The following is a 26,029-nucleotide window of genomic DNA, read 5'->3' on the forward strand; positions in this document are numbered from 1 at the left end:
AACCATCCTGCGTAATCAATTATTTCCTAGTATGCTGTTACCAGCTGCCTGTACGCTTGAATTCCTCTACTGCATGTTTCAGTTGAGATTCAATGTCGTTATCGTATGCACCTGCTTCATTAATTTTGCTCATCAGGCTGGCATAGGAACCGTGCATAAAGCTGCGTAATGCGGTTTCAAAAGCACTCACTTCTGCAACAGGCACATCATCGAGATAGCCTTTTTCTACGATAAACAAAGATAATCCCATTTCGGCTACTGATAATGGCGAATACTGCTTCTGCTTCATCAGTTCAGTAATTCGCTGGCCACGTTCTAACTGCTTACGTGTTGCGTCATCCAGGTCAGATGCAAATTGCGAGAATGCTTCCAGCTCACGGAACTGGGCAAGAGCCAGTCGCGTACCACCGCCAAGCTTCTTCATGATCTTGGTTTGAGCAGCACCGCCCACCCGAGAAACAGACAGACCGGAGTTGATCGCAGGTCGTACACCGGAGTTAAACAAGTCAACATCCAGGAAGATCTGACCGTCGGTAATAGAAATAACGTTGGTTGGAACGAAGGCTGATACGTCGCCCGCTTGCGTCTCGATGATTGGCAATGCAGTGAGTGAACCAGTTTTGCCTTTCACCTCACCGTTCGTTAATTTTTCTACTTCAGCGGCGTTAATTCTCGCAGCTCTTTCCAGCAAACGTGAATGCAGATAGAAAATATCCCCAGGATAGGCTTCACGTCCAGGTGGACGACGTAACAGCAGGGAAATCTGGCGATACGCCCAGGCTTGCTTAGTTAAATCATCATACACGATCAGTGCATCTTCGCCGCGCTCCATGAAGTATTCACCCATTGAACAACCAGAGTAGGGTGCAATAAACTGCAGGGCTGCGGAGTCTGAGGCTCCGGCAACAACCACAATAGTGTGTTCCAGGGCGCCGTGTTCTTCAAGTTTACGAACGATAGCGGACACAGAAGATGCCTTCTGACCGATGGCGACATAAATACATTTAACGCCAGTGCCTTTCTGATTAATGATGGCATCAATCGCAATGGCTGATTTTCCAGTTTGTCGGTCACCGATGATCAGCTCACGCTGCCCGCGTCCAACAGGAATCATCGCGTCAATCGCTTTCAGACCAGTCTGTACAGGCTGATCAACTGACTGACGGGCAATAACGCCTGGAGCCACTTTTTCGATGGGAGACATTTTGTCGGCTTCAATTGGACCTTTGCCGTCAATAGGATTACCCAAGGCGTCAACAACACGTCCCAAAAGCTTTCTGCCAACAGGTACTTCAAGAATTCGACCAGTGCATTTTCCTTTCTGGCCTTCTGAGAGGCTTGAGTAATCACCAAGGATTACCGCACCCACTGAGTCGCGCTCAAGGTTAAGCGCCAGACCATAGACCCCGCCAGGAAACTCAATCATTTCACCCTGCATTACATCAGCAAGGCCATGCAAGCGGACGATACCATCTTTCAGACTAACGATAGTACCTTCATTTCTGGCTTCGGACGCCACATTAAAATGTTCGATTTTTTTTCTGATTAATTCACTAATTTCAGAAGGGTTTAGTGCAACTTGTGACATGAATAGTTCCTCTTGTTATGCGGCAAGGCTGGTACGAAGCGTGGTCAATCTACCACTAACCGAACCATCGATTACCAAATCCCCGGCATTGATAATTGCGCCGCCAATAAGCGACTTATCAATTACAATATTCAACTTGACTTTACGCTGCAGACGCTCACTCAATGCCTTAGCCAGTTTATCCTGCTGAGTATCGGATAACTCGGAATAGCTGAAAACTTCAACTTCAAGTGTCTTCTCATGCTCGGCGCGCTCAGCTTCAAACAGAACCATAATATCTGGTAATAACATTAATCGTCTGTTTTCTGACAGAAGAGCAATAAGATTATTCAGCGCATCGGCATCCGCTCCGGCATTGGAAGGAAGCAATGACGATAGGAACTCACTATGCTGAGCAGCAGTCGTTGCTGGATTATTGATAAAGCGTTCGCTTTGCTCATTCATAACCAGCAAAGCCAATAGATTTAAATATTCAGACCAGACCGCCAACTTTTTTTCATTAAGCGCATGCTCAAATATGGCTTTGGCATAAGGTCTTGCAAGGGTTACAGTATCTGGCATGTTAAATCTCTTCAATCAGGTTATCTAACAAGGCACTGTTTGCTTGAACATCAATCGTTTTCCGCAGAATTTTTTCTGCACTGGCAACAGCCAGTTGAGCTACTTGCTTGCGCAAATCATCTTTGGCGCGATTGATTTCCTGCTGTAACTGTTCGTGAGCCAACTTAACTTGCTTTTGCGCTTCAAGCTTGGCTTCTTCTTTAGCCTCCTCGATAAGTTGACTGGCTCTTTTGGTCGCTTTTTCGATTATTTCAGCAGAATGTGCTTTAGCCTGCTTGAGCTCATCTTTCACACGGTGCTGAGCCAATTCAAGCTCTTTGCGTCCACGCTCGGCTGCTGCAAGACCATCAGCAATTTTTTCCTGACGCTCTTCCATCGCCTTGGCTAATGGCGGCCATACGAATTTCATGGTAAACCATACAAATGCAGCAAATACGAGCATTTGTACTATCAGTGTTAAGTTAATTTCCAACGCAGTTTCTCCCCTGTAACAGTTCAGGGCGCATTCACGCCCCTAGACGGTGTTATCAAGAACCCAGATTGCTTAAGAATGGATTAGCGAAAGTGAAGAACAGGGCAATACCAACACCAATCATGGTTACCGCATCTAACAGACCAGCAACGATAAACATTTTAACCTGAAGCATAGGAACCATTTCTGGCTGACGAGCAGAGCCTTCCAGGAATTTGCCACCCAGCAATCCGAAACCAATTGCTGTACCCAGAGCACCTAAACCGATTAACAAGGCTACTGCAATAACAGTCATACCTTGAACTTGTGCTATTAAATTTGCTGCTTGCATAAAAATCCCCTTTATGGACGATGATTAAAGTTAAACCTAGTGATCCTCATGGGCAAGACTTAAATAAACAATAGTCAGTACCATGAAAATAAATGCCTGTAACGTAATAACCAAAATATGAAAAATAGACCATCCCAATGATAACAGGAACTGGGCAGCGCCAAGCGTTACCGTTCCGGCGACAGATGACATGGAGTTTAAAGTAAGCAGGGCGATTAGAATAAAAATTAATTCGCCCGCATACAGATTTCCAAACAACCGCAATGCCAGAGAAATAGGTTTGGCAATTAAGCCAACCAATTCAAGGACCAAGTTAACAGGAATGAAGTACCATTTATTGAACGGCTGCAATGCCAATTCTTTGGTAAACCCTTTTATTCCCTTAATTTTGATGCTGTAGAACAGTATCAAAATAAATACTGACAGCGACATACCAAAGGTCAGATTTAAATCATTGGTTGGTACGACTTTCAGATAGTGTACCCCCATAAGCTTGGCGGCTTCAGGAAGAACATCCACTGGAACGATATCCATGAAGTTCATCAGAAATACCCAGACAAATATCGTCAGAGCCAAAGGCCCAATCAATTTATTTTTGCCATGGAAACAATCCTTCACCTGAGTATCTGCAAAGTCAAGCATCAGTTCGGCAAAGTTTTGCAGTTTTCCAGGCACAGCAGTAGTAACGCGGCGGGCTCCGAAATACATCATCAGGAGCACCAGACTGCCTAGTGTAATTGAAAAAAACAGTGTGTCTAAATTCAAGGTCCAGAAACCACCCGAACCGAACTGCATCTCTTTAACATTGAAGGTCAAATATGTTAAATGATGTTTAATGTAATCTGTACTTGATACCATTTCAGTCACTTTCTGGCCTATTTCGTTGATTATCAATAAGCAGTGGTGAAAACCAGTGCGATATTACCACTACTATATAGGTTAAAATAAACGCCAGGGGTTGCACTTTATACGTACTAAAAACCAGCACAAACAGGAATATAGAGGAGCCTATTTTTATAAATTCCCCTAGATAAAAATTTTTCACTATTTGCCGCGCGGCTCTCGCCCCTCGATATTTAAAAAGTAGTTTTGCAAATAATAATGAAGGAAGTAATGCAATCACTCCACCCAGAAAAGCAGATATGCCGGCTTCTCTGTCTTTTATCAACACAGCAGTGAAAACAATTATCAGGATCAATAGCAATTGAATTTCCTGAAGTTTTTTTACCCCGCTTACATTATTCTCTAATTTCACAAAATAACCTACCTTTCCAGGCGCGGATTATAATAGAATCAACCTGGATAAGCAACGCAATCATTCATTTATACGGTTATTCAGGCTTAAAAGCAGGGCACTTCCTTTTCCTTCTGCTCTTTCTTTGTAAAATGTCAGGAATGCCCCTTTGCCCACGCAGAGGGGTTTCAACCACTCCCGAACTCAATGTTGGACCAAGGGCCCATAGCCGTCAGGCTAAGCCTATCAGATCCCCTCGCCACCTCGCGCAGCGTGGGGGAGAGGGTTAGGGTGAGGGGGCTATAAATAAGGTCGCGTAGCGATTCATTACTCATTTTTCAGTAGCTCTGGCTTATTGTCACAACAAAATGGAATCACTAACGTGATAAATTTTTTAACCCCCTCTCCCTACCCTCTCCCCCCACGCTATGCGCGGTGGAGAGGGGATAACATTAATCCTTATCCTAAATGGCTTATTTTAATCATTTTGCCTATATTTTATTTAGGAGTACTGCCCTTTGTTTTAGGGAGCTTCTATTCCTGTCTGAACTGATTTGACAAGTTAAGGAATTACTTATGTCTGAAAAGCAACAAGGCACCGCAGCCACTATGCGGGAAAAAATGCTCCATCGCTATGACGATGGCCATCATCATAAGCACAACAAAAATCACTTCACTTATCGGAAACACTGCAAATCCCATCCTGTACAGGCTCTTAATGGACTTAACGAAAGCGATGACAATGAGTCAACTGGATTGTTGCGTGCATTTAAATTAAGAAAAATTCGCAAACGACTGGATAAAGGTCGATTCCATTGATAAAGTTAATGCTAACCTCCAGGTTAGCCACTTCCTGGTTTGGGTCGGTACACTGTGGTCTGTGTTTGCGCAGACCACAGACTTCTAACCATTTGGAGCGGGGGATTCGCTCAAATTATAGTAGCGCATCAGTTTTACCACGCGAATGACATCACTTGTATTACGTGCGATCTCAATAACCCGCTCAGCCTGTCTTGGCCGCACATCCCCCATAATATATACGATTCTATCCGAGGTAATAATTTTGAAGGCATTGGGATCAATTGAGGCATCTGCAAAAATCTGACTTCTTATTTTTGTGGTTATCCAGCTATCCTGCAAACCACTGCCTGCATCCCGACTTACATCGACCTGATCAAATAATTCGCGATAACCACTGAGACTATTTAAACGGCGAACCGCAACATCGCGCAGATGCTGGCTGGGTACATGACCTGCTAACAGTACGTCGCCGTTTAACACAGCCAAATCAAGGGAACAGCCGGGTTGTTTCAGGATTCTGTCATCAAACAGGATGTGATGAGCATTAGCGGCCAGCTGATAATCATCCAGCTTTTTATATACATCATGCCTGTCATAAATCAAGTTAGCGCCAGTCCATACGCTGCCCAGGCAACCGCCGAGCAGCAATGACATCAAGACGATTACGATGTGCCCCATCCCTGGTCTCATACTAGGTTATGTACTGGAAAACTTTGACTACCTTTTGGACTCCAGGAACCTGTCTGGCTACTTCCACTGCCAAATCGCCCTGCTCCTGAGTAACAATTCCCATCAGATAGACTACCGCATTCTCAGTGACAACCCGAATTGAACCGGACTCAAGATTTTTTCGAGTAAGCATACGGCTTCGCACCTGGCTAGTCATCCAGCTATCACGGGTTTGCTGGGACATGGATAGTGGGTATCCCAGCGTGATTTCATCATAAACCCGCCGCACATGAGGAGTTCTTTGAGCTATCTTTTCTGCCGTAATCCGCAGTGAAGCAGTTGGCGTTTGTCCCACCAGCAACACTATCTGGTTAAAACTGACCACTGAAATCCGGGAATCAGCAAACTGCGGATCGGTTACTATTTCCTTATGAACCAGATGATATATCCGCGCATCACTCTCGAGCATTGACAGGCTGCGCCGATCATAAACAATAGCCCCGGCAGCCGCTCCTGCAACAACCGCTGCGACACAGCCGCTTAATAAAGCGCTAATCAGTAAAAAACACAAGGCACGAAACTTCATGGTTTACCTCAACATCTGCCCAAACAACGACTGGTCAATTAAATCACAAAAACAGTGCAGGATAAACAAGTGTGTTTCTCTTATTCGTGCAGCACTGTCTGAGGCAACCCGGATCTCAATATCTTCAGGCCCCAGATGATTAGCCAGAAGACCTCCATCACGGCCGTTTAAGGCAATAGTGTCCATGCCTCGATCATTTGCAGCATTGACAGCCTGTAAAATACTATTGGAATTCCCCGATGTGGTTAAAACCAGCAATACATCACCCTCCTGACCCAAGGCATAGATTTGCCGTGCAAAAACCTGATCGAAATGGCTGTAGTTGGCAATAGATGTCACAGCCGCCAGATCACTGCTTAAGGAGACAAAAGGCAGCGAGGGACGCTCGACATCAAAATGATTTAACATGGCGGCTGAAAGATGCAGACCATTAGCAGCTGAACCGCCATTACCGCAAATCAGCACCTTATTGTCGCTTAATAGACAATTCACCAAACGCAGGCCTGCCTTTGCAATCAGTGAGGACAGACTGTCGGCCACAGCCAATTTGGCTTCGATGCTGATACCAAATAATTGTCTTACTCGTTCTTCCATTTGCGTCATGACTACAACGTTCCTTGTTTAAGTTTAGTAATAACTGTCAAATGCATTTTTTATCCACTCTATCTGTAAAGGTTTACCTTCAAAAAGTACTACATCAAAACGCGCCGCACATTTGTCATGCAGTTTTTTGGTTAGCAAATAATAATTCGCTGTTTTTATCAACTTGCGTTGCTTGGCAACTGTGATACTGGCTATGGCACCGCCGTAGTCGAAAGAGCTTCTTGCACGAACCTCCACAAAAACCAGCGTGGACGCATCACGCATAATCACATCCACTTCACCCCATCGACATCTGAAATTTGATTCAATGAATTGCAATCCCTGCTTTTTTAAAAACTGAACCGCCTGACGTTCAGTTTGCTTCCCAAATTCTACTGACATAGCGTTATCTAGGTGGTTTCACTGGTCAAACGGGCAACACCGCCGCTAAAACGCCCCCAAGCCATAACTCTGGCCACCTGCTGTGCCCGATTTAAGTATAAAACCCCGTCTTTGTCATTAATTCCCATTGCCGGAAACAGTTGCAGCTGGTTCAAACGTGTTCCCAGTGTGTAACTGTCTGCACCAATAGCGTACAGGCGGTTGTAACTATTATATTGCTCCGGCCAGTTCTTGCTGGCCAGTTGATGATTAAATACCCAAGGCATATCGCAGAAAATAATCCCGTCGAGGTCCCGGTCACGCTTAGTATTCGGGGTGCCGGCATACACAGAAGAGGTGGCGAATACCGGAATATCGCCGGCAAAATAATATTTAAGTAGCGGCATGATCTGGCGAGCCTTGGAAGGGTAGGCAAGCAAAAAGATCATATCGAAGTCCTGGCGGCGAATTGGCCCGGCAAGCCTGGCCTCTTCCGTTCCTGGTTTAAATTGCTTCTCGCTGGCTTTCTTTTCAGAAACCTGCAACAGATCGCGAATGCCCTTATTCAGGTCAGACTGATTATCGTAAACCAATTGATCAACAACGATACCCCCTGCGCTCTTCCATTGAGCATCAAAGGCGGTGACAATCTCTTTGCCCCAGGCCCCATTTGGAGCAATGATGAGCGCACGCCGCAAACCTTTCTTGCTGGCCTTAACGGCGACCTGGCGGGCCTCATTACCAGGCGAAAGCCCGAAATGATAGGTATTCTGATTGTTCTCAACATCAGTATCATTCAGAAAAACAGTGGGCACAGGATGCTCAATAGCGGCTACACGTGCCACATCCGCTTTAGTTAGAGGGCCCACCACATAATCAGCGCCATCTTCTATGGCCTGCTGATAGAGACTGACCGCATCGGCGGACGCTGTGTCATAAAGCTGAACATTGATTTGTTTTCCTGAGGTATCGGAATTGTGAGCTGACATAAATCCGTCTCTTATGGCGCCTCCTGGCCCTGCCAGTGCCCCGGACAAAGGTAATAACAACGCGACCTGTCGAGGTCCATCATGCAAGTTGGATTTTATAGCCGCCAGTGATGGCGGAAGCAGGTTGTTGGCAGGATGATTGCTGTAGTCTTCCTGCCATTTTTCAAGTTTGTAGAGCAAATTTGATCCGCCGTCGGGTTGTCTTGAAATTAAAGCGAGGTTTAACCAGCCTTTCAGTTCGGAACCCTCTTTGGCCTCCATATCCAGAGTATTTAATTCAGCAATCGGCAACCGGGTTAAATCCAGCCAGAGTAATTTTCGATTATTGTCGGCAGCGCTGCCATTAACCAGAAGTTTATCCAGTTTAATTCGTTCATTAATTGCGTAAACAGAATTATTGCCTGCTTCATAGGCGCTGGCTAACACCTCGTGGTACTGGCTGAAAAAATAGGCAGGAATTTCATCCGACTTTTGAATCGAAGCCAATCGTGAAATAGCCGATTTGGGCTGATCACGCATTAAATCAATTTTTGCCAGCAGGATATTCTTTTCACTGGTTTGTGCTGCATTAAGCCCGTCTAACTGTGTTAAGATATCATTGGCATCGCGCCACTGGCCATCATTTAAATATCGGCCGGCGGCCAGAATGAGCAGGCCATTTCGCTCATCTCCTGACTGATTATTTGCCATGGCCAGATAGGCTTCGGCAGGCATACTGAAAGGAGAGGGAGCTTCGGACTGGTGGACCATTGGGCGGTTTTCGATTGCTGCCTTGGTACAGTGGGTTAATAACAATACTGAAGCAGTCAATATCGATAATTTGGCTAAACGAGATTTAACGAGCATGAAAATGAGTCCAAAACGCTGGAACCACATAGGATAAACCATGACAAATTCTTCGGCAACTGTTCCCGGTACCCTTTATATTGTCGCCACCCCCATTGGCAATTTACAGGATATTAGTCTGCGCGCTCTGGACACACTTAAGCAAGTCGATGGGATTCTGGCGGAAGATACGCGGCATTCAGGCCAGCTCTGCCATGCCTTGGGCATTGAAAAACCACTCATTTCTCTCCATGAACATAACGAAAACTCAAAAGCAGAGCAGGTGCTGACCTGGCTTTTGTCGGGCAAGTCCTATGCCTTAATCAGCGATGCGGGAACCCCTCTCATTAGCGATCCTGGCTTTGTTCTGGTACGTCTGCTCCGTGAACAACGGATTCCGGTCGTTCCCGTTCCCGGCTGTTGTGCCTTGATTACCGCGCTTTCAGCTTCGGGAGTACCTTGCGACACCTTCAGTTTTCTGGGTTTTTTACCCGCTAAAAGCAAAGCCAGAAAAGACAGGCTTAAAGAGATGACCATGCGTTCCGAGACGCTGGTTGTGTATGAGTCGACTCATCGTATAATCGATAGCCTGCAGGATATCGCTGAAGTGTATGGTTTGGATTACCGTCTGGTTTTAGCAAAAGAACTCACTAAAGCCTATGAGCATTTTGAGCAGGGTTCTGCAGAACAGATTATTGCCTGGCTGCAGAGCGAGTCGGGGCGTAGCAAAGGCGAATTTGTACTTTTATTTCCGCCGCTTTCGCAAGAGAAAACGACAGACGATAGCCAATTGCTAAAAATTCTGCTTGAGGAAGTTCCACTAAAACAAGCGGTTAAGATCGCATCCCGTATCAGTAAAACCTCGAAAAACGAGCTTTACCAATTAGCGCTTGGCTTACAATAAGCGACCTGCGATATTTTTCAACATCCCGCTCAATTGACTTGTATTTTGATCAAAAAAAATCTACCATGTTAGATATATTTACATCTCTGCACAATAATTCTGCATAAGGATTCAGAAATGGATATCCTTTTCAATGAGCCCACGTCGGCCCGCTGGTTCTTCGTCAATCCTGTTACTAATATCATCCATCTCCTGGTTCCGGCTGTCGGCGGAGAGCGGGCTGGAACTGACAATACTTGTCAGACCATGATGGCGATGAAAACTTTTTTTGGAAAAAACTCCGGGGAACATGCCGGAGCCCTTCAGGAAATGGAATTGTATCGCCGGGCCCTGCAACAGGACATTGCATCCATTAGCCCGCAAGATCAGGAACGGCGAAGCATTAGGGAGCAAAAACAATCCCGGCTTCAACAAATTGAGAAAATTATAGCGGCTTTAAGGCTAATTCAGAATACGCCTGAAATCAACCAACTCAACCATGTGTATCCTGACTATCCTCCTTCAGTAGCCCGTTTAATGGAAGGAAGTAACCTTTACAGTATGCTGATGCCCCCTGTAACTGATGGTTATCTTTACACCAAAAACCGCGTCTTCACTGTGGATAGAACGAGAAACGACCGTTTCTATGGCGCCATGATGGTCGGCTTTAATAATTTAGTTTTCGGCAGTCAATCCCCTAAAGAACAGGTAATCAGAGCTGCCATCAGGCAACTTGAGGCATTAGCACGCCAGCAAAACCGTCAACCCAGTTTTGAGCAAATTCAAAGCATTCTGACGGCTGCAATGAAAGCGCAAACTGGCCTTGATGTGAACTTTGCAGAAAATTCAGCAGGAACACCAATCACTGAACAACTGCTGAAAGATATCCATATGGAAGATAATCCGAGTTTCCGGGATACCGTGGAAGCCTGGCTAGACAGTTGTGCGCTTGAACTCTGGAGCACCCTGCCCATTTCCCCCTTTCAAAGTGTTAATAATCCCAACCTGACTGCTGGTAAAAAGAAAGAAACGCTGGCTATTATGCTCCAGTTTTTGTTAGCTGAGGTTAATATTTACGCCCGCAGTAAAGACTTATCCCAACGCAATTTTGGCCAGATTCTGGATGAAAACAGCAGTTTGAGAAACACCCTGATTACCAGCGTGTACAACACTCTGGCACAGGGCGGTAGTATTGAACAAACAGTCCTCGAATTCATCAATCACAACCGACAGGCGTTTGGATTAAACAGGGAACTAAATACCGCAGATCAAAAAGAGATTGTTGATTATTTCCGCAGCGACTGGGCCACAATCAAAGATTCACCGCATTTTGATGAGTTCACTATTTGGGTCGATAAACCGGGTAAATTTGTGGTTCATCAGGGAGCTATTTGTGTGGACTTTGCGGAAGTAATCCATTCTGGTTTCAGGAATACTGTTTCTCAGACCGATCTTGCGTATTTTGATCAGGCGCGAGCCGATTATCAGTCAGTCAATGGCAAATTAAATCATACCAATCCGAGTACATTGGCCAGTTATACTATTGACGAAGCTGGTCTACCAGCCTATTTGCTTGAGCTGATCGCCAACACCGATAATCATGAGGCGCTGTCAGCTATTCTTCTGGCAAAAACAGCCGTCAGAAATGAAGGTCAGCTTCAGCCAGGCCCCAAAGTTTTCGAGACCTTAAGTGCTGAAACCGTACAGGCACTCAAACGTTCTCCTAATTGGTCCCGTCTGCAGAATATGATCGGAAGCCATATTACTGATCCAGTGACGCAAACGGCTTTTAATGCCAAATTTCTCGGTGCATTGCGGCAGATAAATATCACTAATGAACAGGCCAGAGCACTGTATACCGCGGTGGTCAAGAGTCACGGCCCTCGGGCCGTTACTGGTTATGCCACGACAGCCGAACTCCGTCAAATACTGACTACCTTAGGTATCGGCGATCAATTAACCATAGGGTTTAACATACAAAACGGATTTTCGGTCACTGTTCGAGAAACCTATGATAATTTAGTCGCTATGTTAAACAACTATTCCGATAAAATTTATATTACCCCGGAAATGGCCCGCAATTTCTATTTGCAGGTAAAGGATCGATATGGTGAAAACTCAGCTCAATACCAGGAAATGCAGGCACTGAATAATGAGGGAATACTCCCGGCTAAAATGATTAAGGCACTGCAGTTACTGGATATTAATCTCGTTAGAAATGAACGCGATGAGCCGGAAATTGATTTTCCGGCAGGGGGAATCGATGGGTATATTCTGCGAATTGCCAATCCGCAGCGAAATTTACAACTAATTGAAAATATTCAGCAGCAGCAAACCACCTTCCATCTGACACCTGATGTAGCAAGACAACTCTATGAAATGGTCAACAGTCTCGAGCGCGGTAATGAGATTGCTTCACTGACTAATAATCCTTCACCTGATAAAATACGCCAAACTCTGAACATTTTGGAAATTCCGCATGGCTTAATCGGCTTTCACGGAAACAATGGCTACGATATTCATCTTTCCCCCCTTGCCAGAGAACGACTGAGGATGCTTATAAGCAGCAATCTTAGCCTGACTGGCGGCGGCGGCAGAGGATCAAGGGGACGAGTACGAGCCTATAGAGAGGCTAATATACCTTTACCGATGACACCGGTAGCCAATGCGCCGGCTGCGCAACCCCCTGTCAATCCACCGGCAGCAAGAACAGCACCGGTTTTGCCCCCAGTAGCAGCACCGGCCCCTGTCAATCAAATCAGCATAGAACGGGTTGCGGCCTTTCACGCCACCAGCCTGCCTGCCAATGCTAATCGAATTGATTTAAACTGTCCTGAACCTGTTTTGCTGGCCTTTAGAAATCTGCTGCGCGGTGAGCCTATTCTTGGCTGCAGTTTTAATAACCCTTATACCAATCAGGTAGAAACCCTGCCTGCCAATGCCGATGAGCTAACCGCAAGGCATTTACAGATACTTGCCCGGAATGAAAGCAGCAATGTAACCGGGATAATGAATACCGGCCTTTATCAGGGAAAATTAAGCGATAATAAAATAGCCAGACTCCGCTGCCTGGTTAAAGCGACTAATGGTGCCGGAATTGTTCAGGTTAATGCCTATGGTGGTTATCCACATGGCAATCCCATCCACACCTACCCCAATCCCAGACGAATGATTGTAGTCGATCAGGCCGGCTTGCAATGGCAGTCAGATTTTCGTAACACCGGCGGAATGTTTTTCTATCCTGATAATCCTGCAGATGCACATCTGCCAAATGGCTATGCTGCCTGGCAAGCCGAAAGCTTTCGCGATATGTACGGTTATCAGCGGCCAGCAACCCCTGAGAACTATCGACAGATCAGCTGGTATGGAGTCAGTGGCAAGCTTGATTTAAATCTGGTAGCTAATGCCATTTCCGCTGAATTTTTGCAGACCTGGCATGCAGTGGTCGCACAGGGAGAAGAGTTAAATCAGGGTGATCTGATCTGTTTGAAATTTCTCAAGGCCGGCATGGGATTTTTCGCGCATGGAGTACCGGGCGCTGACAAACCTTATCTTGAACACGCCCGGCTGCAGGGAATATTGCAGGCATTGCGAACGATTGCGGCACTCCCTGAAAATCAGCGAGCTGCTGCTATCGGCCGTATTGGCCGCCTGGAATTGCCATTTTCCGGAAATGTACAGGCCGGTGCTGCGGCAAATCCTCCCGGTTATCGAGAAACCCTTGAGCAGATAGGCAGAGTGGCCACCCAGCTTGGACTGCAATGGGGAGGAACACCCACTGATGATGTGTTCGTAGAACGTCAGGGCTTTATTAACGCCTGTACCAATTGCGCCGATCCGCATGCAATGATCGGAAATGAAGGCGGCCACGCCAGTGTGGATGCCGCCATGTCATCGAATGCCAACCTTGATGGCTTAAACGCCGCCTATAATCCGCATATGCGCCTGCGCCCCTCACCGCAAGGTTTAGCCCTGTCTCATGAAATAAGTCCTGAAACAGCAAGAGCACTTTATGCAGCGATTGTGAATCAAAATGGTCCGCAGGCAGTCACAGGCCATAGCAGCGCGCAGGAGTTGGAACGAATACTGACTTTGTTAAGATTTCCAGACATACATTCTATCGACAGCCTTGAAGGAAACAGATTTCGGGTGAATTTCATGGCTCCGGCGACCAGAAAATTACACGATACTCTCGCAGCCTATCAAAGCTCTGTGTATGTTAAGCCAGAGAAGGCCATTAGTTTATATCTAGCGGTGAAAGATCGCTATGGGGAAAACTCGAATGAATATCAGGATATGCAACGCCTGAATAATCAGGGAAACAATCCCGCAAAAATTCAGAAAGCTTTAGAGCTTCTTAACATCAGAGTGGACAGAATCCGCTTTCCGGCCGGAGGGGGCGGCGGTTATATTTTTGAAGCCAGCGATGAAAATTTGCAGCGACTGGAAGCGATACCCCAACAGGCTCCTGCCCCAGCAACAGCAAGTCCTGCAACAACCACGACCACAACCAGTGTTCCCACAAGCACAGCTACAACGGCCACTGCAGCAACTGTAACGCCAGTAACTACAGCCAGTGTGGCCAATCAACCGACATTCTTTCAACCTGCATCTGCAAGCAGACCCTCAGCCGCTAATGAACAGGTATTGAGTCCTAATGTGGTTGAATCATTAAAAATATTCATGAAACAAGGCGCACGTCATATGCCGCGAGGAAGCTGGGCTGAAATAGGAACAATCAATGGCGGACCCTTTGAGATTGGGATTAACAGGGGCGGTAAATATAGCCTGGCTTCCTCTGATTATGAGCTGAGCATCCTTCAAAATGGCGATCTTGAGCTTCTCAGCAAAAATCGAAGGAATGCAAATGGACTCTGGCAAGCCGTAAGCGGACCTGAAAAAATACAAGTACTCAATCAGTTCTTTAGAGCCCTTCCCCCCAATCAGTTACAACAGCATTTTGTGCTGGACAGCTTACAAAAGTTAAACGCTTTAACCAGCAGTAGCAATTTTCAGAGGATGTCATTACGAGATGCCTGCGATAGAGCGAATATTGTCTACAATGATTCTATGCCAAGAAATGCGATGCTTGATTTATCACCCCGAACAAGGCAGGCTTGTATCGATATCGGTAATGAACGTATTGAATTAGAGCAGAGCGGATTGGATTTTGCAGTACGCTCGCTGAACAGCACAGCCATTACTCAATCCAGAATGCAACAGGCTATCGGTCAGATCACTGACAATTTAATGGTCTTAAGGGTCGCCATAAGCACTATCCCACCTGCTGATACCCCTGCAACGAGAATAGGCAATCCCTAAGGAGAGGCAATGACATGGACCAATAGTGCTTATGAAGTTATTGAAACGATCAATGATGAATATTTTTTTGCAGGATCTGCCTGGAATACACAAATTGCCAAACGGTTTGTGCTAAAAACAAAGCGCTTTGGCAGGCTCATTGAAGCCTCTTATTATCTCCATCTGGATAAGGGAAAGCCTTTTAATATCGCGTTTGAACCCTCTACTTCTTTTGGCTGCTCGGTAGGCTGTCTATTTTGCGCTTCCGGAACCTTATCACCAATTAAAGCATTGACGGTCTCGGAAATTGTGGAGCAGGTTAATACTCTGATTGCTATTTACCGCCGGGATTTTCCCAGCTACAGGATTCGTGAAGACGTATTTTATTCAGGGATTGGCGAACCCACCTTAATGACGAATGTGCTGATTGAAGCCTCAGCAAGACTTCTGGAACAAAACCCCCATTTACAATTCAAAATGTCGACCATGGGAGCCTTGCCCAGCGCATTAATACGCTGGGCTGACTCCGAACTCCCGCTTCGCTCTCTTCAAGTCGGAATTCCGCATTGGAATGAAGATAAAATAAAATACCTCTATAGTAAGTGCAGCAAATATAATCTGCATGACGTTTTACAGCATGTTCAAATGTTTATGGCTAAACGACCTGATACCGCAATCAAGATCAATTATATCGTGATGGAAAATTATAATAATTCGCTTGACGATTTGAAACGGACGGTGGAAAAAGTCATCGACATTCTGGGATGTCAAATTGAGCTTAAAATTTCCTGTCTTAATCCCACTGAATTCGCAGAACAGAACCAGCTGATTGCAGTTAAACAACAGACTTTGGAAACGCTGGCTGCCGGCGTTCAATCCTTTGGTCTTAAAAAAGTCTATACCTTTGGACCGATGAGCAAGGACAAACTAGGCTGCGGGCAGTTGGCCGGTAATTATAAATTATTTAGTTAAAAATGAAAGCACAAGCTTTTAGCTATATTCGCGGCGAGTTGGAAACCAATACTCCCTGGTATCCTCCTGATCCTGAATTTTTAAATGCCTGGCGAGATGAATTTTTCGCCATTGAAGGTGTCGATCACTACACCTACTGGCTCTGCGGAGCGGTGCTTGAATCCTGGCCGACTCAGGATGTGGATATTTTAATAACAGGTTCTGTAATTGATTACCAGCATCTTGAGCATGTGATGGTCAATGCCATGCGACTGGGGTTTAAACACCGGCAGTTAATCGATATCGCCTGGAATGATTATTATAAAAAATATCTTGAACGCGGACGCTGTGAGCGCCGCGCCATATGCTGTGACCATTATTACCAGCACGGCTGGTGTAGTCTGGAACACTGCACTGCCCAGGCGCGTCAGATTGAAACGATTGTAGTGGGTAATGAAATTATTAAAAATGGCCTGGAAATTACTCCGCCTGATCCTTATGCAGTACGACTAAGCAAATACTTGTGGAAAATTCAAATGGATAGTCCCTCCGAGCGGCAGATTCAACGAATGCTTGAAGGAAAAGTGTATACACAAAGCCCGATCATTTTACGACCGGATTTGGATTTTAAAGACTATGTTAACTGGCCATGATTTATAGCGATAAATATAAAAATTTATTGACTCAATTTATTTAATTTTTTTTTAATTTCTGCAATAGTAGATCCCGTGTCGTTTTATTAATAAGGACTTTAATGATGACCATCACAAAAAAAATAGGGATTTCCAGTTTGCTCTTTATTTTTTCCATCGCTAATGCCGCGAATCTTGGCCACATGATTGTTAGTGATCCGGTGCTCGGCAGTCGAACCATTGTCTATGAGAAAATCAATGAATTCGCAGTGGCGGAAGGGGATATTCTACTTGCCAAAACCCGTGATTTGGATAAAGCAGGTGCAGTATTTCGTCCCAAAATTGGCGGCAATCGCTGGGCACATGGCGTGATACCTTTTGAAATGTCAGAAGATTTACCCTTGATGAACAAATTAGCGGTTCTCCAAGCCATTGCCCACTGGCAGCAATATACTGCCCTTGAGTTTGTTGAGCTGACCTCGAAAAATCGTGCGGAATATAAAGATTATATCGCGTTTATACCAGCAGCAGGAACTACTTGTTCGTCCTATGTGGGTAAAATGGGCGGCAAGCAGGAAATTAATTTATCACCCCGCTGCACTACTATGAACACAGTTCACGAAATAGGCCATGCTCTGGGTTTGTGGCATGAGCAATCAAGGGCGGATCGTGCTAATTATATTCGTATCGTCTGGGAAAATATTGATGAAGACCATCGCTATAATTTTGACCAGCAACTGACAGATGGCAAGGATTTTGGTGAATACGATTATCTGTCCATTATGCATTATGGCGCTTATGCTTTCTCAAAAAACGGTGAGAAAACTATCATTCCTTTAATGGATAATGTTGAAATCGGTCAACGAGTTAAATTGAGCGAAAAAGATATTGCCGCAGTGAAGGCAATGTATCCGGAAACATGAAGGACCAGCGGTACACAGGATTATTGCTATCAGGATGTAGGTTGTGCCCTTGTTGGGCCAAGGGCACAACCTACAATAATTTCCGTAACTAAAGGGCAGTGGGGATAAAGCTAGAAACAACAGCTTCTATTGAGCTCAGCGGTTTCCAGATGCAATTCCTCAAGGGGTGCCTCCTCGAGATCTTTCAGCAGTTTTTCCTCCTCACTGGCTTCCGGCGCAGGCAATGCAGCCTGTTTCTGCTGATGTCTTTGATAGGCATTCACGAGTTCATAAACCGCATAAGCAGCAATGATTACCAGAGCAGCCTGCCAACAAATGGCTAAAGTACTGATAATTAATGCAGGCATTACCGTATTTTTAATCATTGTATAAATAAAATCATGCCTGGCGTTTTGGTGTTCCTGAACCAGTTTTCTGACTCGCTCATCCAGGATTAATTGGTCAGCCCAATAATCACTCTCATGCAAGGTATCGAAAGGATCCTCACGATGCTGTCTGGCTAATTCAACAGCTTCCTGCAATCTTAATGTCTTTTCACGATACTCGCCAAAGGCATCGGCTGATAAATACATTCCCACTGCGACCGCACACAACGCATAGGACGCCAGAATAATTCCAGGTGGGGTGAATAGCAGGGCAGCAGAAAATCCCATCACCAGTAAAGTGGCGGCAGCTGCATTAAATAAGAATTTGGCATTGGCTGCTTCCCATTTTAAATCCAGTTCACGAAGCTGGGCACGGACCGCTTCATGACGTGCTTTCAACTGCCTGCTTTCTTTATCATCCACATCGCTTTTCTTCAGCAACCGAACTTCAATATCAGCCAACTCCTGCACATACTGCTTACGTTTAATATCGTATTCCCGATGGGCAAGAAAGCGACGCCACATAATCATAGCCACGTCAAAGACCAGAAAACCAGCCGTGATCCAGCCGGCAGCCGGAGCGGAGATATGGAAAAAACTGTTATAATTGGTAATACCGTTTACGGTAGCCCAGACGATGTCATTTAAAAAATTGCAATGACGTTTGTACAGTTCATCCATGAACCTCTCGGTTCTGGTTCTTGATTTTTCTTCTTCAGAGGGGAAGAAAGTATGTTTAATTAAAGCCAGGGAATCAAGCATAAAACGTGAAGCAAAAAAACCTACGCTCAATGCACGAAAAATTGAATTGGGTAATTCAAAAGTATGAATTATTTTTTCAGCATCAATGTGATGACCTACCAGTTTATCGAGTTTTTCAAGCACATGGGTATCACGAGCCAGCCTCAAGCCACTGCTTAGAGTCATGCGGCAAAATGCCCAATAAAGACGGCAAACGTTTAAGTAAGCAATTTTGTTTCGTAATAAAGATAAATGAAGAGGGGTTTCTGCCAGATCAAGCAAACCTTCCTTCATTTTTTTGAGTACATGCGCCAGAAATGATTCATGGGCTTTTCGCGTTTCTACATTTTTTTTATCAATACGATTTTTAATCTGTTGGCAAAGTAGTGCATACAGCTCAGCCTTGTTTTTCAGATTATTATCTCTGTCGCGGTAGTATTGATCGTAGGCGCAAGCCCCATAGACTTCCTGGAGCATTAAACCACAATGATAAGCCCATTTTAATAGTTCATCATTCTCCTGCTTTAAGAGCTTCTTATCTATGCTGCCGAGAATGTCATAGAATTCCTGCTCTATCAACGTTTTGTTGGGAGCAATGGAGCGAAAGTTGAGAATATCTTCCTCACTGTCCTCGTCCTCCAATTCGGTACCTTCGTTTTTAAGATGAAGGCGCATATACTCTTCCACTGCAGCGGTCGTTTGCAGTTGTTTTTCAAAAAAACGATTTTTTTGATTCAGGAAATTTGTATATGCCGAGTCAACCATAGTTCAATCCATAAAATGCGCAGTAAGCCGAATTTATAACTTATCATGGCTAAAGCCAAGAAACAAGACTTTCTGTATTTTATTTTTTCAATCTGCCGATAGAAAAACAATTAACAATTTACGGATTGACTCAGCTTGCTTCAAGAATTGCCGCAACCCCCATACCTCCAGCGGTACAGATTGAAATTAAACCCCGGCCACTGCCTTTTTGATGCAGCATTTTGGCAAGACTGGCTACTATCCGGGTTCCTGTTGCTGCAAATGGATGGCCTAAAGCCACGCTGCCCCCCTTAATATTCAGCAGTGTCCGATCAATTGAACCCATTGCATTGTTTCTGGATAAGACCCGCTTGCAATACTCCGCAGATTCCCAGGCTTTCAAAGTACAAAGAACTTGCCCGGCAAATGCCTCATGTATTTCATAAAAGTCAAAACTCTGAAGCGTTAAACGATTGCGTTTCAATAACTCACTCACCGCAATGGTAGGCGCCATGAGTAAGCCTTCGCCGGCAACAAAATTGACGGCAGCTACCTCAGCATCGACAAAACGAGCCAGCATGGGTAGATGCTGCTCTTTGGCGCGGCTCTCAGAAAGCAGGTATACAGCAGATGATCCATCCGTAAGTGGAGTGCTGTTTCCGGCAGTAAGGCTGCCCTTTCCACTGGTCGTATCAAAAACCGGTTTTAATCTGGCTAAACTTTCCAAAGACGCATTACTTCGTAAAATACCGTCTTTTTTTAATCCCATATATTCCAGTACCAAATCATCATAAAAGCCTTCCTCATAGGCCTTGGCACCATGCTGATGACTTAACAAGGTCAACTCATCCTGCGCCTCTCTGCTGATCTGCCATTCCTTGACCATTTTTTCAGTGTGCTGCCCCATTGATAGCCCGGTTCTTGGTTCTACAACCCCCGGATATTGAGGGTTTAAATCAGAAGGCCTGAACGCCAGTAAGGCCTTAAGCTTTGAAGAAAAATCCTTCGCCTGTTTAAGCTGCGTTAATTTCAAACTAAAGGAGCGCGGAAGCATCACCGGAAAATCGCTGTTGGTGTCGACACCGCCGGCAATGCCATCTTCTATCTGATAGTTAGCAATTTTCAGAGCAATTTGCAGACTGGCCTCAAGACTGGTACCGCAGGCTCGTTGCAAGGTATACCCTGGTGTTGCCGGATTTAAACTGGTTCCCAGCACACACTCTCTTGATAAATTCCAGTTAAAAGGACTGGTAATCACCGCTCCAAGAGCTACATCACCAACCAACTGATTTTCCAGTTTAAATTTTTTAACCAATGCCTGGAGAGAGGCTATCATAAGCTCCTGGGTGCTTATGTCACTATAACTTCCCATTGATTTTACAAAAGGGGTACGAATACCCCCTGCGATGTAGACCGGCCGAGTTTTCATTACGCATCCTTATTGCTCTTTATTACTATAGTTTAGCCGGGTTGTGAGAAGTGATAATAAATGTGTGTTTATTTGCCAATACAAAAACTGGAAAAAATCTTTCCTAGCAGATCATCGGAGCTAAACTCACCAGTGATTTCGCATAATTGCAGATGAGCCTGACGTAAATCTTCTGCGAGGAGTTCGCCTGCTTTGACATCTATTAGTTGATCAAGGCCTTTGATAAGAAATTGATGGGCTTGTTCGAGCGCTTGCAAATGTCTTCTTCGTGCAATGAACTGGCCTTCGGATGCCTGATAGCCCACAATGGCTTTTATTTTTGTTTTTAATGCCTCTATCCCTTGCCCTGATTTTGCCGAAATGTAGATTGCTTCTTTATCAGGTAAAGCGGAAGGATTGAGATCAATTTTATTAAACACTTTCACCAGAGGAACATTCTGCGGAAGATTAGCTCTGACTTCTTCACTAATCGTACAATCTGCATGATCAGTGGATATATCCATAATCATTAGTACACAATCAGCTTGTCTGACTGCCTGCCAGGCGCGTTTGATTCCTTCCTGCTCTACGATATCTTCACTTTCACGAAGACCGGCAGTATCGATAAAATGAACAGGCAGGTCGTCCAGCAATACTTCTTCTCGCATGATGTCACGGGTAGTACCAGCAATGTCAGTGACGATTGCCACTTCCCGTCCCGCTAAATGATTTATTAATGTGGACTTACCGGCGTTGGGCTTGCCAACTATCACAATTGAAAGACCCTCTCTTAAAAGAGCCCCCTGATTGGCATTGGTACGCAGAGATTGTAATTCAGTGAGAATAGACTGCAATTTTTGTAAAATTTTTCCGTCACTGAGAAAATCCACTTCTTCCTCGGGAAAATCAATTGCAGCCTCGACATACATCCGCAAATGGATAATCTGCTCGTTTAATGCATGAATTTTTTTAGAAAACTCCCCCTGAAGAGAACGAACCGCCATTCTGGCAGCAGTTAGCGTACTGGCATGAATCAGATCAGCAATTGCTTCTGCCTGAGTCAGATCAATTTTATCATTTAAAAAAGCCCGTTCGGAAAATTCGCCCGGGCGAGCCAGCCTTGCACCACAGGCCAAACATTCATTTACCAGATAATCCAGAACCACAGGAGAACCATGTCCCTGAAACTCAACCACTTCTTCACCAGTAAACGAATGAGGGTTTTTAAAATAAAGAATCAGCCCTTGGTCGATTATTTCCTGATTTAGATTATAGAAGCGGGTGTATATGGCCTGACGCGGAATTAATTGAGTCTGACCGCTTAGTTTAAGTCCAATTTCATAAGCCAGAGGCCCGGAAACTCGAACAATACCCACTCCTCCGCGACCAGGAGGAGTGGCTATAGCAACTATGCTGTCATTATTCATTTATTTGACGGTAACCATTTTTTTGTTGACTGGTTTATCATCACTGTACTTACGCGTGATATACCATTGCTGCAAAATTGACAATGTATTATTCACAATCCAGTATAAGACCAGACCGGCTGGGAAACTCCAGAACAGCGCGGTAAACAATACCGGTAAAAACATCATCACTTTGGCCTGAGTCGGATCGGGAGGAGCAGGGTTGAGCCTTTGCTGAATCAGCATGGTAGCTCCCATAATAATGGGCAGTACATGATAGGGATCAGCCGCAGACAAGTCTTTGATCCAGAACATAAAGGGAGCCTGACGCAGTTCAACGCTTTCAAGCAATACCCAATAGAGAGCGATAAAGACAGGAATCTGTACCAGAATAGGTAAACAGCCCCCTAAAGGATTGACCTGTTCTGCACGATAAAGCTCCATCGTAGCCTGACTTAACTTGGCCTTATCATCACCATATCGCTCACGCAAAGCCTGTAATTTAGGCTGAAGTTTGCGCATGCCTGCCATCGACTTGTAACTGCTTGCTGATAGCCGGTAAAAAGCCAGTTTAATTAATACGGTAACGAGTACAATAGACCATCCCCAATTGCCCAGCACCGAATGGATTGCCTTCATTATCGAAAACAGGATTGAGGATAAAAACCATAACCAGCCATAGTCTACTGTCAGCTCAAGCCCAGGTGCTATTCCCTGGAGTACCTCAGTATTTTCGGGACCTACGTATAAGCCTGCGGCGATATTTTCTGACTCCCCAGGATTCACCTGTATAGCCGGACTTACAGAACCAATAGTGTAATCGCCCGCTGAGGCACGGGTATAAATTGTGTTTTTAGCTTCTTTAGCTGGAATCCAGGAACTCAGAAAATAATGCTGCTGCATAGCAATCCAGCCGCCATCAGCCTGGGCATTCAAATTATTCTTATCCATATCCTTGAAGCTGACTTTCTTATACTTGTATTGGCCTGGCACAGAATAGGAAGCGCCTGTATAAGAACCTACATGAAACATGCTGGATTTATCTTCTTCAGGAGTTGACCGCAGCAACTGCGTGTTCATATAGCCTTTCCAGGGTTCATTCCCCTGATTGCTGATAACATAGGCTACGTTAATCAGATAACTACCCCGAGTGAAAGTAAATGTTTTCTTCACTTTCAAACCATTCGCGGTTTGACCTTCCAGTGTTACTACTAAACTGTTTTGCCCAGGTTCCAGCTGATAATTATTACTGGCAGCCGTGTAATTCAAATCGAGAGTATCGATCTGCTTTCCGTCATGAGTAAACAAGCTGCTGTTCGCAACATACTGCTGATCAGGCTGCTCGTTCAGAATTGTGATCGGCTTATCCTGCTCGGAAACACTGACGGGGTAATTCAGCAAGTTGGCACGGACAACATCTCCTTGCCGGGTATCAATCATCATGTTAAACACATCGGTTTTAACATGGATTAATTGCCCGGTTTTTTCATTATCAGAAGAAATGCCCGGTTCTTTTATTGCTGAACCGGAAGTATTAGTTTCAGTTCCCGGTATATTGGGCAGCAGTTTATTGCCGCTGGATGTGGATGTATTGGCAGCGCTTACAGTTTGCGGTGCAGGATAATCCATTTGCCAATTGGTCCATAAGGTATAAATTACCAGCGCTAGGGCTGCGTATAACACGACTCGTCGGGTATCCATTAAGGTTTCTCTTCTTTCGGTAATACAGGATCAAATCCTCCATCAGCCCAAGGATGGCAGCGTAACAAGCGGCCTATGGCGTACCATATTCCTTTGCAAATGCCAAATTGTTGAATTGCTGAGAGGGCATAGTCAGAACAGCTCGGATAAAACCGGCAGCATGGGCGCATAACAGGTCGAATGAGCAATTGATACAGCCTGATTGGTATTCCAGCTAACTGGCGTAAAATTTGGTTAGTTTTTCCCATGCTGAACCCAGTTTTGTACAAATTGACTCATTGCTTGAATTAGTTACACCAGGACGCGCCAAAATTACAATATCTACAGCAGGCAGGCTGCTGTGCCTGAAACTTTCACGCAACAGGCGTTTCAGGCGATTTCGATGGCAGGCTTGCGGTACTGCTTTTTTTGATAAGGCAAACCCAATCCGTGCAGACTGCTCAGTACTTTTGCAATGAAGTATTACAAAATCCGATGTTACAGTCTTGTTAGCCTGACTAAACACGCGATTAAATTCTTTTTTGTTGGTTAACCGGCGTGCTCTGGTGAATCGATACACTTAGGCAGATAAACGTTTACGTCCTTTAGCTCGGCGGCGCTTTAATACCAGACGACCACCTCGAGTTGACATGCGTTGACGAAAACCGTGATCACGCTTGCGTTTCAAATTACTAGGTTGAAAAGTTCTTTTCATAATAAACCGGATCTTTAGGATTTAGAGGTGGGCAATGATAGTGGAGTTTAATTATTCTGTCAAATCCCTGTTTTGTTTGCGGCCGGCTGTAAATAATAAAAAATTATATAGTTTATCTTTTGTGTTTATTATATAGAGACACAAGATCTGTTAATAACTTATAAAAATTAAATAAAATCAGATATTTAATAAAACTTCTATCTTGTTTATAAACCTTGATCTTCAGAGGAATGCTTTGTTGGTATTTTAGTGGCATTCGTTTTTAGACTTATTTCATTCAGCTTTATACACAGATTTTATAGCCTCATATATACAAACTATTATTAATATCGTACAGTCATTCAAAGTTCGCTGTTTTATGTTCATTTATGAGTATTAAAATAAGAGATGCTGAGATAAACGACATTGATGCCATTTTGTCGCTTCTTAAAGAATTAGCTGTTTTTGAAGAAAAACTCCCCCAGGACAATGGCTTGACACGTGAAAAGCTATTAGATCATGCCTTTGAAAGGCAGTATATTTCGCTATTGGTGGCTGAGGAAAACAATGCCGTAGCCGGTCTAGCCATCTATCATTATACTTATTCCGTTTCGGTTGGAGCACGGGCTCTATATCTTGAGGATCTGTTTATTTCAGAAGCGCATCGGCATCATCGTCTTGGGACCCTTCTTTTATCCAGGCTTGCTCAAATTGCGCTTGACAATGAATGTTGTCGCCTTGAATGGCACACCTTTTCCTGGAATGAACAGGCGGTGAATTTTTATACCAGCCTGAATTGTGTTTTTCGACACGATTCAATTCCAGTACGATTACAAGGGGAGCCGCTTGTCGAATTAGCTAAATTTGCTGAAAACTGATTGTACTAACGGCGAATTATTGCCTGGAATATGTTGAAGCTGGCCTCAATATGTACTGAGGTAAGAGGGGACCTGAATTGACTTGTCAGGCGGTATTAGAAGTATATGGCAGTACTGATTTTAGATTAAGCCGATTAGAATGCCATCTCTTGGCTTCAATAAAATTTGCTTAATTTTTGTAGATAAGTCTGTTTTTTTCATTATCTACAGGTATAATTGGTTCCCCAATATTTTTTTTACTATTCAACGCAAGCTATTTATAAGCTTTTTCGTTGGTATTTTATATTTCTAATAAATGTCGTCCCCCCTTTGGGTGACTTGCCACAAGCAGGATGGATCTAATGGCAGTACTACGTTGATTCATTGCAAAGTGTTGCAATGTAATTTGTTATGAGGAGTGTTCT

25 protein-coding genes are annotated in these 26,029 nt (G+C 44.6%); 7 read left to right on the forward strand and 18 right to left on the reverse strand.

The features are described from left to right. Positions 1-37: 37 nt before the first annotated feature. The 6 genes from atpA to DYH61_RS14875 are packed head-to-tail and all read right to left on the reverse strand — an operon-like array spanning position 38 to position 4,207. The gene (gene atpA / locus DYH61_RS14850; RefSeq protein WP_058506942.1) at positions 38-1,588 is read right to left on the reverse strand and encodes a F0F1 ATP synthase subunit alpha; all 1,551 of its coding nucleotides are present in this window, start codon (positions 1,586-1,588) and stop codon (positions 38-40) included. Between the two features lie 15 nt (positions 1,589-1,603). Beyond that, complete coding sequence (locus DYH61_RS14855; protein WP_058506941.1) at positions 1,604-2,149, reverse strand: F0F1 ATP synthase subunit delta; 546 nt, start codon at positions 2,147-2,149, stop codon at positions 1,604-1,606. 1 nt (position 2,150) lies between these two features. Beyond that, positions 2,151-2,621 carry a F0F1 ATP synthase subunit B gene (locus DYH61_RS14860; protein ID WP_058506940.1) on the reverse strand — a complete coding sequence of 157 codons (471 nt, stop codon included), beginning with the start codon at positions 2,619-2,621 and terminating at the stop codon, positions 2,151-2,153. Between the two features lie 55 nt (positions 2,622-2,676). After that, on the reverse strand, positions 2,677-2,952 hold the full coding sequence (gene atpE / locus DYH61_RS14865; RefSeq protein ID WP_028385819.1) for a F0F1 ATP synthase subunit C: 276 nt from the start codon (positions 2,950-2,952) through the stop codon (positions 2,677-2,679). 36 nt (positions 2,953-2,988) lie between these two features. After that, positions 2,989-3,810 (reverse strand): F0F1 ATP synthase subunit A, encoded by an 822-nt coding sequence (atpB, locus tag DYH61_RS14870; protein WP_083499174.1) that lies wholly within the window; start codon positions 3,808-3,810, stop codon positions 2,989-2,991. 1 nt (position 3,811) lies between these two features. Further along, positions 3,812-4,207: an ATP synthase subunit I gene (locus DYH61_RS14875; protein ID WP_058506939.1), complete on the reverse strand. Its 396-nt coding sequence runs from the start codon at positions 4,205-4,207 to the stop codon at positions 3,812-3,814. Positions 4,208-4,762: 555 nt separating this feature from the next. Here DYH61_RS14875 and DYH61_RS14880 point away from each other — a divergent pair. Beyond that, complete coding sequence (locus tag DYH61_RS14880) at positions 4,763-5,005, forward strand: hypothetical protein (RefSeq protein WP_058506938.1); 243 nt, start codon at positions 4,763-4,765, stop codon at positions 5,003-5,005. An 84-nt stretch (positions 5,006-5,089) separates the two neighbouring features. Here DYH61_RS14880 and DYH61_RS14885 read toward each other — a convergent pair whose 3' ends face one another. Genes DYH61_RS14885 through DYH61_RS14905 form a run of 5 tightly spaced genes read right to left on the reverse strand, consistent with a single transcriptional unit; the run spans position 5,090 to position 9,040 of the window. Further along, positions 5,090-5,665 (reverse strand): BON domain-containing protein, encoded by a 576-nt coding sequence (locus tag DYH61_RS14885; RefSeq protein ID WP_162263991.1) that lies wholly within the window; start codon positions 5,663-5,665, stop codon positions 5,090-5,092. 13 nt (positions 5,666-5,678) lie between these two features. Next, positions 5,679-6,242, reverse strand: a complete 564-nt coding sequence (locus DYH61_RS14890) for a BON domain-containing protein (RefSeq protein WP_058506936.1) — start codon at positions 6,240-6,242, stop codon at positions 5,679-5,681. Between the two features lie 3 nt (positions 6,243-6,245). After that, positions 6,246-6,845, reverse strand: coding sequence for a D-sedoheptulose-7-phosphate isomerase (locus DYH61_RS14895; protein WP_058506935.1), 600 nt, complete (start codon positions 6,843-6,845; stop codon positions 6,246-6,248). Positions 6,846-6,869: 24 nt separating this feature from the next. Beyond that, positions 6,870-7,226, reverse strand: coding sequence for a YraN family protein (locus DYH61_RS14900; protein WP_058506934.1), 357 nt, complete (start codon positions 7,224-7,226; stop codon positions 6,870-6,872). Between the two features lie 8 nt (positions 7,227-7,234). After that, positions 7,235-9,040 (reverse strand): penicillin-binding protein activator, encoded by a 1,806-nt coding sequence (locus tag DYH61_RS14905; protein WP_058507307.1) that lies wholly within the window; start codon positions 9,038-9,040, stop codon positions 7,235-7,237. A 40-nt stretch (positions 9,041-9,080) separates the two neighbouring features. Between DYH61_RS14905 and rsmI the strand changes: the two genes are divergently transcribed. From rsmI to legP, 5 genes are all read left to right on the forward strand, one after another. Continuing rightward, the gene (gene rsmI / locus DYH61_RS14910; protein WP_058506933.1) at positions 9,081-9,923 is read left to right on the forward strand and encodes a 16S rRNA (cytidine(1402)-2'-O)-methyltransferase; all 843 of its coding nucleotides are present in this window, start codon (positions 9,081-9,083) and stop codon (positions 9,921-9,923) included. 117 nt (positions 9,924-10,040) lie between these two features. Beyond that, the gene (locus tag DYH61_RS14915) at positions 10,041-15,224 is read left to right on the forward strand and encodes a hypothetical protein (RefSeq protein ID WP_058506932.1); all 5,184 of its coding nucleotides are present in this window, start codon (positions 10,041-10,043) and stop codon (positions 15,222-15,224) included. Between the two features lie 9 nt (positions 15,225-15,233). Next, positions 15,234-16,175, forward strand: a complete 942-nt coding sequence (locus tag DYH61_RS14920; RefSeq protein WP_058506931.1) for a radical SAM protein — start codon at positions 15,234-15,236, stop codon at positions 16,173-16,175. 2 nt (positions 16,176-16,177) lie between these two features. Continuing rightward, positions 16,178-16,807, forward strand: coding sequence for a hypothetical protein (locus tag DYH61_RS14925; RefSeq protein ID WP_058506930.1), 630 nt, complete (start codon positions 16,178-16,180; stop codon positions 16,805-16,807). 101 nt (positions 16,808-16,908) lie between these two features. Continuing rightward, positions 16,909-17,709: a Dot/Icm T4SS effector Zinc-dependent metalloprotease LegP gene (legP, locus tag DYH61_RS14930; RefSeq protein ID WP_269147557.1), complete on the forward strand. Its 801-nt coding sequence runs from the start codon at positions 16,909-16,911 to the stop codon at positions 17,707-17,709. A gap of 110 nt (positions 17,710-17,819) precedes the next feature. Here the strand turns inward: legP and DYH61_RS14935 are convergent, their stop codons facing one another. The 7 genes from DYH61_RS14935 to rpmH all read right to left on the reverse strand — a co-directional run bounded on the left by DYH61_RS14935 (position 17,820) and on the right by rpmH (position 24,768). After that, positions 17,820-19,580 (reverse strand): hypothetical protein, encoded by a 1,761-nt coding sequence (locus tag DYH61_RS14935; RefSeq protein WP_058506928.1) that lies wholly within the window; start codon positions 19,578-19,580, stop codon positions 17,820-17,822. Between the two features lie 130 nt (positions 19,581-19,710). Then, entirely contained in the window at positions 19,711-20,988 is a 1,278-nt protein-coding gene (locus DYH61_RS14940) for an acetyl-CoA C-acetyltransferase (protein ID WP_058506927.1), read from the reverse strand. Positions 20,989-21,056: 68 nt separating this feature from the next. Continuing rightward, entirely contained in the window at positions 21,057-22,394 is a 1,338-nt protein-coding gene (gene mnmE, locus DYH61_RS15755; RefSeq protein ID WP_058506926.1) for a tRNA uridine-5-carboxymethylaminomethyl(34) synthesis GTPase MnmE, read from the reverse strand. Then, the gene (gene yidC / locus DYH61_RS15760) at positions 22,395-24,074 is read right to left on the reverse strand and encodes a membrane protein insertase YidC (RefSeq protein ID WP_058506925.1); all 1,680 of its coding nucleotides are present in this window, start codon (positions 24,072-24,074) and stop codon (positions 22,395-22,397) included. After that, complete coding sequence (gene yidD / locus DYH61_RS14950; protein WP_058506924.1) at positions 24,074-24,322, reverse strand: membrane protein insertion efficiency factor YidD; 249 nt, start codon at positions 24,320-24,322, stop codon at positions 24,074-24,076. Before yidD ends, yidC begins: the two co-directional genes overlap by 1 nt. Continuing rightward, complete coding sequence (gene rnpA / locus DYH61_RS14955) at positions 24,289-24,633, reverse strand: ribonuclease P protein component (protein ID WP_058506923.1); 345 nt, start codon at positions 24,631-24,633, stop codon at positions 24,289-24,291. The genes yidD and rnpA overlap by 34 nt, the downstream gene beginning before the upstream one ends. Then, positions 24,634-24,768: a 50S ribosomal protein L34 gene (gene rpmH / locus DYH61_RS14960; protein WP_028372496.1), complete on the reverse strand. Its 135-nt coding sequence runs from the start codon at positions 24,766-24,768 to the stop codon at positions 24,634-24,636. A gap of 368 nt (positions 24,769-25,136) precedes the next feature. Between rpmH and DYH61_RS14965 the strand changes: the two genes are divergently transcribed. Continuing rightward, complete coding sequence (locus tag DYH61_RS14965) at positions 25,137-25,625, forward strand: GNAT family N-acetyltransferase (protein WP_058506922.1); 489 nt, start codon at positions 25,137-25,139, stop codon at positions 25,623-25,625. Positions 25,626-26,029: the final 404 nt, after the last annotated feature.

The sequence above is a fragment of the Legionella quinlivanii genome, assembly GCF_900461555.1.
In the GTDB taxonomy this organism is placed as follows: domain Bacteria; phylum Pseudomonadota; class Gammaproteobacteria; order Legionellales; family Legionellaceae; genus Legionella_C; species Legionella_C quinlivanii.